The organism is Rhizobium laguerreae (assembly GCF_019778565.1).
Lineage (GTDB): Bacteria > Pseudomonadota > Alphaproteobacteria > Rhizobiales > Rhizobiaceae > Rhizobium > Rhizobium laguerreae.
The window spans coordinates 208,579-223,395 of record NZ_JAAXQT010000001.1 but is presented as its reverse complement, the minus strand read 5'-3'; the positions used below and the strand labels follow the sequence as shown (position 1 = coordinate 223,395).

The window sequence follows — 14,817 nt, the reverse complement described above, 5'->3', positions numbered from 1 at the left end:
ATCGACTACAAAAACGATAACGCCAAGGCTTTTAACAAGGTTTTAACCATAAATTTCGACAGCCGAATTTTACGAGCCGGCTTACCAAGCTGAAGACATTGCGGGATTACCAGCCCGGCTTGCACGAGACTGAAAGGTCGTCCGCGATAAATCATTTCGACATCGGGGATCCGTTGAAATCATGACGAAAATTTAATGCCGAAACTGCTTGCGCGGCCATTGCGCCGCCGCGATCCGGGCCGAGTCTGCGGCATGGCTTTATGGAAGCCATGCCCATGAAAGGAAAATACCATGTCCGCTCTTCATAAGACCATGGCGACGGGCCTGATTGCGCTGACCTTTGCCGGCGCCTCGCTCGCCACCGCCACCACCGCCGATGCCCGTCCACGCGATGCCTTCTGGGGCGGCCTTGCTGCCGGCGTCGTCGGCGGCGCCCTGCTGTCGGAGGCCGCCCGTCCCGCCTACCCGGCCTATCCCGCTTACCGCCCCTACCCCGTTTACCGGACCTATTACCGGCCGGACTATTGCCACTTCGAATGGTTGCACGACGATTGGGGCAATCCCTATCGCGTCAAAGTCTGCCAGCGATAACAGAAACCGCATCCGGCGCCGCTTGACCTCCCGGCGGCGCCGACCCAGTGCCCTCAGCGACGACCAAATGAAACTGGCGGATTTTCATCCGCCAGATCAAAGCCGATCAGACCGTATTTTCAACCGTTACGGAGAAAGTTCCTCCAGTACGCGGTCCTTGGTTTCTATCGCAAACAACATCGTGATGATTGCACCAACGATCAGAATGGCTGCGAAGCTCGCAAAGACATACTGGATGCCCATGGAAGACATCACCGTACCGACGAGGATCGGGCCGGCCGATGATCCCAGGCGAAGCCAGGCGCTGCCGGTTCCGGTTCCCAATGCCCTGAGGCGTGTCGGGTAGATCTCGGCAGAGTACAGGTAGAGGGAGAATGTGACGGTCTGGACGATCGCATAAGCGAGGCCGGCTAGAACCAAAACCTGGATGGGAGAGGTCGCGCCGAGCCATGCGAGAACCAGCAGCGGCAGGGGAGCGAGAAGCAGCGCCCCCGTGTACCAGCGCTTGCGTCCCACTTTGTCGATGAGCAGCGCGCAGATCACAGCGGCGATCACGCCGCCGACCGACGTCAGGAAACCATAGAAGATGCTGGTTTGAAGCGGCAGGTTAAAGACCTGTCGATACAGGGTCGGCAGCCAGGTGATCGTACCGTTGGCAACCGTATAGGCGGTAAACCACATGGCCCAGATGGAAAGCGTCCGCTTCAAGTAGACGCCCTGGAAGAGTTCGCGCCAGTCCGACTTGCGGTGGACCGGCGCCTGGATGAGCTTCGGTTCGGGCAATTCCTTGCCGGCCGCACGAGCACTTTCTTCCATGCGGGTGACGATAGCGTTTGCTTCGCCATAGCGGCCGTTGGCAGCCAACCAACGCGGTGATTCCTTCAGGAACCAGCGCAGAGGAACCATGATGATTGCGGGAACGAGACCGACGACGAACATCGCCTTCCAGCCGTAAACCGGTACCATGAAGTAGCCGATCAGCCCGGCGCCGACGAGGCCCAGCAGGAACATGACCTCATAGAGGAGGAAGAACTTGCCGCGCCCCTTCGACCCGATCAACTCATTGATATAGGCGCTGGCGACCGGAACCTCGCCGCCGGTGCCGATCCCCTGGACGAAACGGAAGGCCATCATCATGCCGGCCCCGGCAGCAAACAGGCATGCGACATCCATGCTGACGAAGAGCAGGATGGTGAATAGGAGAACTTTCAGCCGGCCGATCTTCTCGGCGAGCCAGCCAAACAGGATCGCACCGATCAACTGTCCCAGATAGCCCATCGACAGGATCATGCCGGTCTGTGAGGGCGTCAGGCCCACTCGCGAACAAGGACGGGCATGGCATAAGCGATGGCGATGACCGTGTAGCCGTCGAAGAACGTTGCGGCGCCGACGATATTGCGAGCCCAGAATACCTCGCGGGTGATGGGAAGGCGCTCCAGACGAGCGCTGATTTCGGCCTGATGATCAGCGACATTCGCCGTCTCAGCCGGCATAGGCTGCATGACATTCATTGGTTCCTCCTACTCGCCCCGTGGCCTACCACTCTCCCGGCCAGGGGCGCTCCTGCTTGATGGTTGCTACTGCGCGTCAGTTCGTCCTGTCAGAGCAATGGCCTTCAAAGACGTTCAAGTCTGCCTCGGCGGGTTTCCATGGTTTCCTCCTCCCTTCGGAATGCGCCCCTGCAACATGCGCAGGGGCGTCAAAGAGGTCACTCGGCAGCCAAGAGCTGGTCAACGCGGCCAATACCGGCGGCGTCGAAGGCAGCAAAGATCTCTGCTTCGGCCTTTTCGCCAAGGTTCTTCAGCGGCTCGCGGATCGTGGCGTGATCAAGGATACCACGGTGGACAAGGCCGAGTTTCAGGGCCACGGTGCCTTCCATGTGAGAGCCGCGGTGATAGACGCCACGCGTCACCGGAAGAAGGCGTTCGAAGATCTTGCGCGCTTCCGGATAGTCCTGTGCCTTTCCGGCTTTGATCAGGTCGATCAGCAGCTCCGGCGCGATATTGCCATAACCGACGAGCAGACCGTCGACATCGAACATGGTTGGCAGCAGCCATTCATCGTGGCAGCTCAGAACCTGCAGCTTTGGATTGGCCTTCTTCAGCTCCGGAATTTCGACATACCAGCGCTTCATATTGCGCACGCCGTTCTTGGTAGCGACGACGCCTTCCTGGGTAGCAATCGCAAGCTGTGTATCCAGATCGTATGATGCCTTGGTGGCGTCGGGATACTGGAAAAGGATGCACTGCAGGCCAGATTCTTGCCAGATTGCCTTGTAGCGATCCTGAGGCGCTCCCTTCTGAAAGCCGAAACGCAGCCAGCCGTGGTTCGGATAGACGAGCGCGCCGGTGGCACCAGCGGCCTTGCATTTCCTGGCCTCTTCAGCGGCGACCCTCGTGCCTTCACCGGTAATCCCGGCAATGATCGGAACGGCACCGTCGACCGCTTCAACATAAGTGTGGATGAGAGCAAGGCGCTCATCTTCCGTGAGGAAGGTGCCTTCGCCGGCATGGCCGAGGATGACGAGGCTTTTGACGCCTTCCATCGAGACCAGCCATTTGGCGATTTTGGCGTTGGCTTTGTGATCAATTTCACTGTCGCGGGTGAAAGCGGTAACGGGGGCCGGGCTCAGCCCGCGCATATCCATCGGTTGCATATTGGTCTCCTCCTTCGTGCAATCGCGGTTCGCTCGCGACTGGCATAGGATCGTTTACGGGAACGTTCCCACTATCGTTCTCGAATTCTCTGGAGTCAATATCTTTTTTGAGGCATGCTGGAGAGCGGCGGCTCAATGCTGACTCGAATGGAAAAGACTCAATGAATTCAAAGACGGATGAAGTTCCGGGACAGACCCGCGTCACTATTCACGGCGTCGCTGCCGCAGCCGGTGTCTCCAAGTCCACCGTGTCCCGCATTCTCGACGAAAGGCTTCCGCGATCCGACAGCGAGACCGCGCGTCGCGTGCGCAAGGTTGCCGAAGAGCTGGGATACGTTCGGGACGTTTCCGCAGCGAGCCTTAGGCGCGGCAACACAATGACAATCGGGGTGATCGTGCCCAGGCTGACGGATACGGTCATGGCCATGCTTTACGAAGCACTGGCCAAGGCCTGCAGCCGTAGTGGCCGCTTTGCGATTGTCGCAACGACCGACGACAAGCCAAAGGCAGACCGGCTTGCGGCCGAGTCTCTGCTGAAGCGCGGTGTCGATGGACTGATTCTTTCGACGGCGCGGGAAGACGATGACTTTCCGGACGAGCTGGCAAAACGCGGTATCCCTTATGTCCTGGCACTCCGGACGGATGGCCACAGCCTCTCGTCGGTCGGCGATGACAGGCTCGGTGGTTACCTCGCGGCCCGCCACCTCCTCGATCTCGGCCATCGCAAAATTGGTGTCATTGCCGGTCCATCCTATGCCTCCAGTTCGCGAGGCCGCGTGGAGGGTTTCCGCCACGCCCTGGAAGAGGCTGGATTGAATGCAGATCCCTCATACATCATTCCCTCGACATTCGGCATCGAGTCCGGTGCGGTAGCCGTCGAAACCCTAATGCATCTTAGTCCGCGCCCAACCGCTATTTTCGCGGTCAACGACAATACCGCCATCGGCGCCTTGTCGGGACTGACGAAACTTGGCCTTTCCGTGCCGCAGGACATCTCGATCGTAGGCTATAACGACATTCCGATTGTCAGCCACCTCCCCACGCCGCTGACGACGTTGCGGGTGCCGTTTGAGCAAATAGCATCAAACGCCCTTGATCTTCTTGCCGGTGACAACAGTCCTGCCGACGAGCGTATTCGGATCTCGGCCCCAACCCTCATCCCAAGGAAATCGACGGCACCGATACGCTAAAGCTCGCGCCACACGCACCTCACTATCAGCACACGATTGCTCGAGTGGGTGCGATCACTCTATTCTCCGATAGCAAATCGCCAGATGTTTCGCAGACCATGCTGCCCTTATGCGGCTGGCATGCGGTGGTCGCATAAGAGGAAGGACCAGCATGCCGGAACCGCTCAAGAACTTGCTGCATGAAATATTGGTCGGCGATATGGCCGATCGCATTGCCCGCAACACGCCGACTTTCGATAAAAGCCGCTTCATGATGCTGGCGACCGATGGCCTCGGAGCGCTGGAGCTGATGGAGCGCTCGGCCCTGATCCGCGACGCGCTGTTTGCAACACTCCCTGGCGATTTCCGAGAGGCCGCAGCCATTCTGACGGCAAGCCTGCCCACTGCCGGCAGGCCGGGGCTCTCCGGCTGGATGCTGCTGCCGGTCAATCAGTTCATCGCCGCACGCGGTCTTGATCATTTCGATCTCGGCCTCGATCTCTTGAAGGCGCTGACGCCGCATTTCACCGCCGAATTCGGCATCCGACCCTTTATCCACCGCGACCAGCAGCGCGCGCTGGCGATCATTTCCGGCTGGGTCGACGATCCCGACCAGCATGTGCGCCGGCTGGCGAGCGAGGGAACCCGGCCGCGCCTGCCCTGGGCGATGCGCCTGCCGCAGCTCGTCAAGGATCCGGCGCCAATCCTGCCCATCTTGATCGCACTGATGGATGATCCGGAGGATTATGTGCGCCGATCCGTGGCCAACAGCCTGAACGACGTCGCCAAGGATCACCCGGATCTGGTCGCCGCCTTCATCGCCGGCCATATCGACGGCGCCTCTCCCGAACGCCGTTGGCTGCTGAAACATGCCTCGCGCACGCTTCTGAAGAAAGGCCATGCGCAGGCACTCGCCAATTTCGGCTTCGCCGCGGCCGCTTCGCTCGAATGCGAACTGCGGCTCCGGAATGCTGAGGTGATGTTCGGCGAAGGGCTGGATTTCGAAATCCGGGTGACGAATGCCGGCGAGCTCACGCAGTCGCTGATGATCGACTACGCCATTCACCATGTGAAGGGCGACGGTTCGCTCTCACCCAAGGTCTTCAAATGCAAGGCGATAATGCTCGCTCCGGGGCAATGCCATACCATTGGGCGCCGCCACGCCATGCGGCCGATCACCACGCGACGCTATTATCCAGGCGAACATCGCATTGCCATCCTCGTCAACGGGGCGGAGACCGCATCGGAAAGTTTCGTCCTCGTCATGCCCTCGCCTGACCCAGCTTGAGGCTTTCTTGTGCACCGCACTTGACTTTCAGCACGAACTAGCCCAAATGCGGGTCAGCTTTCACCCTTCCGGCCGCCGCGTGAGCGTGCCCCTGCTGAAAAATACAGATGCAGGAAGAAGGGACAAAAGCGCATTTCGATAGAGCGCCGCACTCTCATGAGCGGCCAGAAGCGCTGGAAAGCTTTTTCCAACTCACAAGTTCCCACTTCACGCGGGGTTCTTGACGCCAGAATGAAACCGGGTCGCATGGTGCGTTCCGGCGATAGTCATTGTGGCGCCCCGAAAGGTTATACCTTGACTAATTTTGAATCGCTTGGTGTCTCCAAGCCGATCGTCGCTACTTTGTTCCAGCTCGGCATCGAAACGCCGACGCCGATCCAGGAACATGCCATTCCTCTCCTCCTCGAAGGCCGCGACCTGATCGGCCTTGCCCAGACCGGCACCGGCAAGACGGCCGCTTTCGGTCTGCCGCTGATCGAAAAGCTGCTTGCCGACGAACGGCGCCCCGACAACCGCACGACGCGCACGCTGATCCTTGCGCCGACCCGCGAACTGGTGAACCAGATCGCCGAGAGCCTGAAGAAGTTCATCCGCAAGTCGTCGCTGCGCATCAATGTCGTGGTCGGCGGCGTCTCGATCAACAAGCAGCAGCTTCAGCTTGAAAAGGGCACCGACATTCTCGTCGCCACGCCCGGCCGACTGCTCGACCTCATCAATCGCCGCGCGATCACGCTGACTGCGGTTCGCTATCTCGTGCTCGACGAAGCCGATCAGATGCTCGACCTCGGCTTCGTGCATGATCTTCGCAAGATCGCCAAGATGGTGCCGAAAAAGCGCCAGACCATGCTCTTCTCGGCCACCATGCCGAAGGCGATTGCCGATCTCGCCGGCGAATATCTCGTCGATCCCGTCAAGGTCGAAGTTACGCCTCCAGGTAAGGCTGCAGACAAGGTCGAGCAGTACGTTCATTTCGTCGCCGGCAAGAACGACAAGACGGAGCTGCTCCGCAAGTCGCTGACCGAAAACCCCGATGGCCGCGCCATGGTCTTCCTGCGCACCAAGCACGGTGCCGAGAAGCTGATGAAGCATCTCGAAAACATCGGCTATTCCGTCGCCTCGATCCACGGCAACAAGAGCCAGGGTCAGCGCGAGCGGGCGCTGAAAGCCTTCCGCGACGGTAGCATCAAGACGCTGATCGCCACCGACGTCGCCGCCCGCGGCATCGACATTCCGGCCGTCAGCCACGTCTACAACTACGACCTGCCTGAAGTGCCTGACGCCTATGTCCATCGCATCGGCCGTACGGCGCGTGCCGGCCGCGACGGTATCGCCATCGCCTTCTGCGCCCCTGACGAAGCCAAACTGCTGCGTGATATCGAACGCCTGATGGGCATCGACATCACTGTCGCAAGCGGCGAAGCGCCGGCAATCGTCAGCGGCGGACCCCGTCGCGCCAACGGCAACGGCAACAACCGCAATCGCAATGGCGGCCAGGGTCGCGAAGGTCAGGGTCGTGGCGAAGGCCGTGGCGACCAGAACCGCTCCGAGCATCGCGGCAGCCGTCAGGAACGCCGCCCACGTCGCGAAGGTGAAGGCGGCGAAGTCCGCGCCGGCGGCGAAGAGCGTCGTCCGCGTCCGGAGCGCCCGACCAGCCGCAACGAGGACTTCCGCGGTCAGCGCCGCGGTGAAACGACCCCGGATCTCGGCCCCGACAATGATCTGGCCTCGACCTCCGATTTCCGCGCCTCTGCAAAGCCGCAGCGTCCGGCCCATCACGGCGCCCATGCCAATGGTGAGCCGAGCGGTCATCACCGCGGCAACAGCCGCCATGCCCACGGCCGCCCGGCCCGCAAGCATGGCGAGGACCGCGGCCCGCAGCAGGCCCAGGCCGGCGAACCGCGCCGCGACGGCAACAGTGGCAACCGTCGCGGTGGCTCCGGCTCCCGCAACGGCGGCGGGCAGCGCCGCGAACGCGCCTGATCGTCGAACGATTGAAAATCAGAAAGGCCGGGGATATCTCCGGCCTTTTTATTATCACGCCTCCGCGGACCTATGCTCGCTGAAGGCCTTGCGGTTCGTGAGATAGACGCCTGTCACGACCACCACGGTGCCGACGATCAGCGGCAGGGTCAGCGGTTCCCCGAAGGCGATGAAGGCTTCGAGAGCAACCGCTGGCGGCATCAGGTAGATCAGCGAGGCGGCGCGTGACACCTGACCCCGGCGGATCAGATAGAGCAGCAGTCCGACGCCGCCCATCGACAGGCCGAAGACCGACCAGGCCAGCGCGCCATAGGCCTGCGCGGCGCCGTCGAAATGCTGATGCTCGAAGATCAGCGAAAGCGGCAGGGTGAGGATCAGCGCGCCGATATATTGCAAAGTCGCGATGGTTCTGAGGTCGCCGGATTGCAGGTGTTTCTTCTGATAGAGCGTGCCGTAGGTGACGGACGCCATGGCGACGAGGTTGATCGCCAGCGGCAGGGCGGCATGCGTGAGATCGGCGGTCGCCGGATCGAGCAGCTTCGGCGAAATGGCGATGGCAATGCCGATGAATCCGAGGGCAAGGCCCAGCTTCTGCGCCTGCTGCAGCCGCTCGCCGATAAGGAAGGGAGCTGCCATTGCCGTCAGCAGCGGCTGCAGCGCCGCGATGATGCCCGATATGCCGGCCGGCACGCCATTGGCGATCGCCCACCAGAGACCGGCGAGATAGAAACCATGCAGGAAGAAGCCGGAATAGACGGCGCGCAGCGCCGCCGCCCGGCTCGGCCATTGCGCCCGCACCACAAGGCAGAGCGCCAGGAATGCCGCCGCCGACAGCGCATAGCGTATCGAAAGAAAGGTGAAGGGCTCGGAATGCAGCGAGGCATATTTCGCCACCACCCAGCCCGTAGACCAGAGCAAGACGAAAACGGCGGGGGCAAGGCGATCGAGGGACATGGGGCGCGCGGCTCGACAGAGGAGGGTTCGCCGTGCTGATAGCCCCACCCGGTGGCTGTAGTCAAAAGCGAAGCTTTGATGCTTATTTGAAATTTCACTGATGCAGAGACCCGATGGCGGCCAGGGGCGGGCCTCGCACGCATGACCATATCGCCTTGGCAGAACGAAAAACGGTCACATGCTCAGATTTTGCGCAGACACCTCGGATGAATATCCGCCATGCCGCAGCGCATCACTTTAAATGCCCGATTTTCACCCGTTTCCCGCAGCGCAAAATCTTTTCCCCGAACTGCGCATGGTTCTTGCATTGCCATTTGCATTGTATTCAAATGAACAAAAAGGGGAGCCGCGCTTTTGGCATTTGATGAAATGATTACCGGGGACGAAAGCCCTCGCCCGCCTTACGACAAATACTTCGAGTGGTACAACAGCCAAGACCGGGCGCATCTGATTGCCAAATCCCGCGATGCGGAAAACATCTTCCGGAAGACCGGCATCACCTTCGCGGTCTACGGCCATGCCGACAGTTCCGAAAAGCTCATCCCCTTCGACATCATTCCCCGCATCATCTCCGCCCGCGAATGGCGCAAGCTCGCCCAAGGCATCGAGCAGCGGGTGATCGCGCTCAACGCCTTTCTCGACGATATCTACCATAAGCAGGAGATCATCCGCGCCGGCCGCATCCCGCGTGAGCTGATCGAGAACAACGTCACCTTCATCCCCGAAATGATCGGCTTCCGGCCACCCGGCGGCGTCTATACCCACATCGTCGGCACCGACATCGTGCGCACCGGCGAAGACCAGTTTTACGTGCTGGAGGATAATGCCCGCACGCCCTCCGGGGTCAGCTACATGCTGGAAAACCGGGAAACCATGATGCAGATGTTCCCTGAGCTCTTTCACGAGAACAAGGTGCAGCGTGTCGAGGATTATCCCTATCTGCTGCGCCAGAGCCTCGCCTCGCTGGCGCCTCCCGGCTGCAAGGGCAAGCCTCGTGTCGCTGTGCTGACGCCGGGCATTTACAATTCCGCCTATTACGAGCATTCCTTCCTCGCCGACATGATGGGCGTCGAGCTGGTCGAGGGCGCGGATCTGCGCGTCATCGACGGCAAGGTGAAAATGAGAACGACACGCGGTTACGAAGCGATCGACGTGCTCTACCGCCGCGTCGACGACGACTTCCTCGATCCCCTGACCTTCCGGTCCGATTCCGCGCTCGGCATTCCCGGCATCATGGATGTTTACCGCTCCGGCAACATCACCATCGCCAATGCACCGGGTACCGGCATTTGCGACGACAAGGCGATCTATTCCTATATGCCCGAGATCGTCGAATTCTATACCGGCCGCAAGGCGCTGCTCGAAAACGTGCCGACCTGGCGCTGTTCGGAAGCCGACAGCCTGAAATATGTGCTGGAACACCTGGAAGACCTCGTCGTCAAGGAGGTGCACGGCTCCGGCGGCTACGGCATGCTGGTCGGCCCGACTGCATCGAAGAAGGAGCGTGCCGATTTCGCTGAGAAGCTGAAAGCCAAGCCGAACAATTACATTGCCCAGCCGACGCTGTCGCTCTCCACCGTGCCGATCCTCGTCAACAAGGGCATCGCGCCGCGCCATGTCGACCTTCGCCCCTATGTGCTTGTATCCGACAAGGTACAGATCATTCCGGGCGGGCTCACCCGCGTGGCGCTGAAGCAGGGCTCGCTGGTGGTCAATTCCAGCCAGGGCGGCGGCACCAAAGACACTTGGGTATTGGAGGACTGATGCTCGGAAGAACAGCAAACGGCCTCTACTGGATGTTTCGCTACATCGAGCGCGCCGAAAATATAGCCCGCCTGATCGATGCCGGGCTGCGCATGTCGCTGACCCGCAGCAGCACCGGCGATGACAATTGGGATGGCGTGCTGCAAAGTGCGGGCGTGCGCGAGGCTTATGACGAAGGCCACAACAAGCTGACCAACGCCGACGCGATCGATTATCTCCTGCGCGATCGCACCAATCCGTCGAGCGTCATGTCTTGCATCGATTCCGGCCGCAACAATGCCCGCATGGTGCGCACGGCGCTGACGCGGGAGACCTGGGAAGCGACCAACGAATGCTGGATCGACTTGAAGTCGCTGCTCGAAAAGCGCGTCAAGGCGGCCGAAATGCCAGAGGTGATCGACGTCATCAAGCGCCGCGCCGGCCTCATCCGCGGCGCCTTCCATGGCTCGACACTGCGCAACGAGCTCTATAATTTTGCCCGCATCGGTACCTTCATCGAGCGGGCCGACAATACCAGCCGCATCCTCGACGTGAAATATTACGTGCTGCTGCCCTCGGTTTCGTCAGTCGGCTCCTCCCTCGACAACGTGCAGTGGGAATCGATCCTGCGCTCGGTCTCCGCGCACCGCGCCTATAGCTGGGCCTATGACGGCGAATACCGGGCGATGAACATCGCCGACTTCCTGACCCTCAATGTCCAGATGCCGCGCTCGCTTGCCTATTGCTACGAGAAGATCGTCAGCAATCTCGGCTATCTCGCCCAGGATTACGAGGAGCGGCTCCCTGCCCACGATACCGCGGATTCAATCCGCACCACGCTGCAGACGAGGGCGATCCGGGATATCATGGATCAGGGCCTGCACGAGTTCCTGGAGGATTTCGTCTCGCGCAACAACAAGCTCGGCGCGGAAATTTCCGACGGCTACCGGTTCTATGCATAAGCGGATAACAATATGAGATTGAAGATCAGCCACCTCACCGAATACCGCTACGACGGACCGACGCAGTTCTCGCTGCAACGGCTGCGGCTGACGCCGCCGACCAGCCCCGCACAGAAAGTGCTCGGCTGGGCCTTGAACGTCGAGGGTGCCACGCCGGAAGTAGAATATGACGACCAGTACGGCAATCACGTCAACCTCGTCTCGCTGGAAGGCGAGCAGGAGGTGACGCGCATCCTGGCCGAAGGCGAAGTCGAGACCGAGGACAATAACGGCGTCACCGGCCCGCATACCGGTTTCTGCCCGCTTTGGCTCTTTCTGCGCGACACGCCGCTAACCAAGGGCGGCAAGCTGGTAAAGGAACTCATCAAGGGCGTCAGCGGTGACAATGAGCTTGCCCGCATGCATGCGCTGATGGCGGCGATCCACGAGACGGTCGATTATAAGCCCGGCACCAGCAACACCGAGACGACGGCCGAACAGGCGCTGGAGAGGAAGAGCGGCGTCTGCCAGGATCATGCGCACATCTTCATTGCCGCTGCCCGCGCCCTGCAGGTGCCGGCGCGTTACATCTCCGGTTATTTGATGATGGAAGAAAAGATCGAACAGGCTGCGACCCATGCATGGGCCGAGGCCCATATTCCCGGCCTCGGCTGGGTCGGCTTCGATCCCGCCAATGAGATCTGCCCGGATGCGCGCTACATTCGTGTCGCCTCCGGTCTCTGCTATCGCGACGCCGCGCCGATTTCAGGCATGCGCATCGGCACGCCGGGCGAAACGCTGTCGGTCACCGTGAAGGTCGAGGATGGCGGACAGATGCAAAGCCAGAGCCAGAGCTGAGCCTACAGACAGCTTTACCGCACCCTACGATGGTGCCGATAGAGTAGCTGCCGAGTTCGTCGCGACTTCTGGTGCGCGGGCCACGCTTGGTGTATTTCGGCCCCATCCAAACGCTATTCCGCCGCAAGAACCTGAAGGTGACCGCGCACACCGTAGCTGAGGATCGCCTGGTCGGCCGTCAGCAACGGTACGCGATGAAAACGGGCCGTAGCGGCGATGATGCGGTCCGCGGGGTCGGCATGAAACTCGCCGGGTAGCCGGACACTGTCTATCGTGATCGAGGGCTCAATCGGTGCAAGCTGGATTCCGGGCAGAGACAGCGCGCTGTCGATCCATCGCCCCACATCGTCGCCGAGCGCCAGGCGTCCCTTCTGCACAAGCATCGCGATTTCCCAAGGCGTAATCGCCGAAATCAGGATCCGGCTTCTCTCCGTCATCTCGTCGATAATGCGCCGGGGCCTGTGAACCGAGGTGTGCATCGTCCTGCATTGCCCAAACGAGGATATGCGTATCGATGACGATCAACGAACGGCGTCCCAATCCGAGGGTTCAACTACCGGAGACAGCGGATCGTCATAGCGCAATACGCTGCCCTTCATCGCGCCGATGATACTTCTGCGTCTGCTGGGGCCAGGTGCCGGCGAAAGCACGGCAACTGGCCTGCCGCGTTTGGTGATGACGATAGATTCATCGTCCTTCCCCATCTGGTCGATAAGGTTCAGGCATTTCGCCTTGAACTCCGCCTTACCGACCGTCTTGGACATGACTGTATCTCCTGTACATCTGTACGGAATAGAGAGCCATTTCCACATTGAACAAGTGCAAAGAAAAAGACGGGGTCGTGCCCCGCCTTTTTCTCGTTATGGATTGAAACGCTTTAGTGGCTGTCCTTGCCGACGGCGTTTCCGCGACATCCCTTGAGGAAGTCGAGGTCGGCGCCGGTATCGGCCCCTTCGACATGCTGCTGATGCAGGAAGGCATAGCCGGATGTAGGCAGATCATGGTTCGGCTGCCATTTAGCCAGCCGCCTCGCCAGTTCTTCCTCGGAAATGTCGAGGTGCAGACGACGGTTCGGCACATCCAGCTCGATCATGTCGCCGTTTTTCACGACCGCCAGCGGCCCGCCGACCGCCGCTTCCGGAGAGGTGTGCAGCACGACGGTGCCATAGGCCGTTCCGGACATGCGGGCGTCGGAAATGCGCACCATATCGAGGATGCCCTTCTTCAGCACCTTCGGCGGCAGTCCCATATTGCCGACCTCGGCCATCCCGGGATAGCCCTTCGGCCCACAGTTTTTCATGACCATGATGCAGGTTTCGTCGATGTCGAGGTTATCGTCGTTGATCTTGGCCTTGTAGTCGTCGATGTCTTCGAAGACAACAGCCCTGCCCTTGTGCACCAGCAGATGCGGCGAAGCCGCCGAAGGCTTCAACACCGCGCCCTTCGGCGCGAGGTTGCCGCGCAGCACGACGATGCCGCCCGAAGCTGTCAGCGCCTTTTCGGCCGGCAGGATAACGTCTTCATTCCAGTTGACAACGTCCTTGACCTCGTCCCAGACGGTTTCGCCGGATACCGTCAACGCATCCTTGTGCAGGAGGCCCGCCTCGCCGAGTCGCTTCAGCACCACCGGCAGGCCGCCGGCATAGAAGAACTCCTCCATCAGGTACTTGCCCGACGGCATCAGGTTGACGATGGTCGGGACGTCACGGCCGCAGCGGTCCCAGTCATCAAGCGAAAGATCGATGCCGACACGGCCGGCGATGGCGAGCAGGTGGATGACGGCATTGGTCGATCCGCCGATGGCCGCGTTGGTGCGGATGGCATTCTCGAAGGCCTGCTTCGTCATGATCTCGGAGGGCTTCAGGTCGTCCTTGACCATCTGCACGATACGCCGGCCGGTCAGCTGCGCCATGACCTTGCGGCGGGAATCGACGCCCGGGATCGCAGCATTGCCTGACAGTGCCATGCCGAGCGCCTCGGCCATGGAAGCCATGGTGGAGGCGGTGCCCATGGTATTGCAGGTGCCCGACGAGCGGCTCATCGAGGCTTCCGCCTCGAGGAATTCGGCCTGCGTCATCTCGCCGGCCTTCACCATTTCGGAAAACTTCCACAGATGCGTGCCCGAGCCGACCCGTTCGCCGCGGAAATAACCGTTCAGCATCGGGCCGCCAGTGACGACGATCGAAGGCAGGTCGCACGAGGCCGCCCCCATGATCAGTGAGGGCGTGGTCTTGTCGCAGCCGACCAGCAGCACGCAGCCATCCATCGGCTGGCCGCGGATCGCCTCTTCCACCGCGAGCGCGGCAAGATTGCGGTACATCATCGCGGTCGGGCGGAAGGTGTTTTCGGATGCCGAGAACACCGGCACCTCAAGCGGGAAGCCGCCGGCCTCCCATACGCCCGCCTTCACCTTCTCGGCGAGCTCTCTGAGATGGCCGTTGCACGGGGTCATGTCCGACCAGGTGTTGAGGATGCCGATCACCGGCCGGCCGTCGAACAGGTCGTGCGGATAACCCTGGTTCTTAAGCCAGCCGCGGTGATAAATCACGTCGCGGCTCGTACCGCCGTACCATTCCTGCGACCTCAGCCTGCGCGGCCATTCCGCTTTCTTTTTCATCGTCTCTATCCTTCAGGATA

General features: G+C 60.8%; 11 protein-coding genes and 2 pseudogenes. 7 read left to right on the top strand and 6 right to left on the bottom strand.

Annotated elements, in window-relative coordinates:
- Nucleotides 1-291: 291 nt before the first annotated feature.
- Complete coding sequence (locus HFO71_RS01075; RefSeq protein WP_077978988.1) at nt 292-591, top strand: hypothetical protein; 300 nt, start codon at nt 292-294, stop codon at nt 589-591.
- Nucleotides 592-717: 126 nt separating this feature from the next.
- Here the strand turns inward: HFO71_RS01075 and HFO71_RS01070 are convergent.
- Nucleotides 718-2,102, bottom strand: a pseudogene (locus tag HFO71_RS01070) (MFS transporter).
- A gap of 197 nt (nt 2,103-2,299) precedes the next feature.
- A complete protein-coding gene (locus tag HFO71_RS01065) occupies nt 2,300-3,247 on the bottom strand; it encodes a dihydrodipicolinate synthase family protein (RefSeq protein WP_221987474.1) in 948 nt (315 codons plus the stop codon).
- A 161-nt stretch (nt 3,248-3,408) separates the two neighbouring features.
- Here HFO71_RS01065 and HFO71_RS01060 point away from each other — a divergent pair, with 161 nt between their 5' ends.
- The 3 genes from HFO71_RS01060 (at nt 3,409) to HFO71_RS01050 (ending at nt 7,684) form a co-directional block, all read left to right on the top strand.
- On the top strand, nt 3,409-4,437 hold the full coding sequence (locus tag HFO71_RS01060; protein WP_027664022.1) for a LacI family DNA-binding transcriptional regulator: 1,029 nt from the start codon (nt 3,409-3,411) through the stop codon (nt 4,435-4,437).
- Between the two features lie 151 nt (nt 4,438-4,588).
- On the top strand, nt 4,589-5,704 hold the full coding sequence (locus HFO71_RS01055; RefSeq protein ID WP_077978992.1) for a DNA alkylation repair protein: 1,116 nt from the start codon (nt 4,589-4,591) through the stop codon (nt 5,702-5,704).
- 246 nt (nt 5,705-5,950) lie between these two features.
- The gene (locus tag HFO71_RS01050) at nt 5,951-7,684 is read left to right on the top strand and encodes a DEAD/DEAH box helicase (protein WP_131664659.1); all 1,734 of its coding nucleotides are present in this window, start codon (nt 5,951-5,953) and stop codon (nt 7,682-7,684) included.
- A 54-nt stretch (nt 7,685-7,738) separates the two neighbouring features.
- On the opposite strand, the gene HFO71_RS01045 is transcribed toward HFO71_RS01050, so the two are convergent.
- On the bottom strand, nt 7,739-8,638 hold the full coding sequence (locus HFO71_RS01045; RefSeq protein WP_131664518.1) for a DMT family transporter: 900 nt from the start codon (nt 8,636-8,638) through the stop codon (nt 7,739-7,741).
- 354 nt (nt 8,639-8,992) lie between these two features.
- Between HFO71_RS01045 and HFO71_RS01040 the strand changes: the two genes are divergently transcribed.
- The 3 genes from HFO71_RS01040 to HFO71_RS01030 are packed head-to-tail and all read left to right on the top strand — an operon-like array spanning nt 8,993 to nt 12,180.
- On the top strand, nt 8,993-10,402 hold the full coding sequence (locus HFO71_RS01040) for a circularly permuted type 2 ATP-grasp protein (protein ID WP_077978995.1): 1,410 nt from the start codon (nt 8,993-8,995) through the stop codon (nt 10,400-10,402).
- The gene (locus HFO71_RS01035; protein ID WP_077978996.1) at nt 10,402-11,343 is read left to right on the top strand and encodes an alpha-E domain-containing protein; all 942 of its coding nucleotides are present in this window, start codon (nt 10,402-10,404) and stop codon (nt 11,341-11,343) included. The genes HFO71_RS01040 and HFO71_RS01035 overlap by 1 nt, the downstream gene beginning before the upstream one ends.
- A 12-nt stretch (nt 11,344-11,355) precedes the next feature.
- Entirely contained in the window at nt 11,356-12,180 is an 825-nt protein-coding gene (locus HFO71_RS01030) for a transglutaminase family protein (protein WP_020051220.1), read from the top strand.
- A gap of 113 nt (nt 12,181-12,293) precedes the next feature.
- Here the strand turns inward: HFO71_RS01030 and HFO71_RS01025 are convergent.
- The 3 genes and pseudogenes from HFO71_RS01025 to araD all read right to left on the bottom strand — a co-directional run bounded on the left by HFO71_RS01025 (nt 12,294) and on the right by araD (nt 14,797).
- A pseudogene (locus HFO71_RS01025) lies at nt 12,294-12,705 on the bottom strand (type II toxin-antitoxin system VapC family toxin).
- On the bottom strand, nt 12,702-12,944 hold the full coding sequence (locus HFO71_RS01020; protein WP_221987473.1) for a type II toxin-antitoxin system Phd/YefM family antitoxin: 243 nt from the start codon (nt 12,942-12,944) through the stop codon (nt 12,702-12,704). Before HFO71_RS01020 ends, HFO71_RS01025 begins: the two are co-directional and overlap by 4 nt.
- A 113-nt stretch (nt 12,945-13,057) precedes the next feature.
- Nucleotides 13,058-14,797: an L-arabinonate dehydratase gene (gene araD, locus HFO71_RS01015; RefSeq protein ID WP_168257479.1), complete on the bottom strand. Its 1,740-nt coding sequence runs from the start codon at nt 14,795-14,797 to the stop codon at nt 13,058-13,060.
- Nucleotides 14,798-14,817 lie beyond the last annotated feature (20 nt).

What these genes read in the sequence shown, in the direction of transcription:
- HFO71_RS01075 (WP_077978988.1), top strand. Translation starts at nt 292, where the DNA reads ATGTCCGCTCTTCATAAGACCATGGCGACGGGCCTGATTGCGCTGACC.
- HFO71_RS01045 (WP_131664518.1), bottom strand. Translation starts at nt 8,638, where the DNA reads ATGTCCCTCGATCGCCTTGCCCCCGCCGTTTTCGTCTTGCTCTGGTCT.
- HFO71_RS01050 (WP_131664659.1), top strand. Translation starts at nt 5,951, where the DNA reads ATGGTGCGTTCCGGCGATAGTCATTGTGGCGCCCCGAAAGGTTATACC.
- HFO71_RS01020 (WP_221987473.1), bottom strand. Translation starts at nt 12,944, where the DNA reads ATGTCCAAGACGGTCGGTAAGGCGGAGTTCAAGGCGAAATGCCTGAAC.
- HFO71_RS01035 (WP_077978996.1), top strand. Translation starts at nt 10,402, where the DNA reads ATGCTCGGAAGAACAGCAAACGGCCTCTACTGGATGTTTCGCTACATC.
- HFO71_RS01055 (WP_077978992.1), top strand. Translation starts at nt 4,589, where the DNA reads ATGCCGGAACCGCTCAAGAACTTGCTGCATGAAATATTGGTCGGCGAT.
- HFO71_RS01030 (WP_020051220.1), top strand. Translation starts at nt 11,356, where the DNA reads ATGAGATTGAAGATCAGCCACCTCACCGAATACCGCTACGACGGACCG.
- HFO71_RS01060 (WP_027664022.1), top strand. Translation starts at nt 3,409, where the DNA reads ATGAATTCAAAGACGGATGAAGTTCCGGGACAGACCCGCGTCACTATT.
- HFO71_RS01065 (WP_221987474.1), bottom strand. Translation starts at nt 3,247, where the DNA reads ATGCAACCGATGGATATGCGCGGGCTGAGCCCGGCCCCCGTTACCGCT.
- araD (WP_168257479.1), bottom strand. Translation starts at nt 14,797, where the DNA reads ATGAAAAAGAAAGCGGAATGGCCGCGCAGGCTGAGGTCGCAGGAATGG.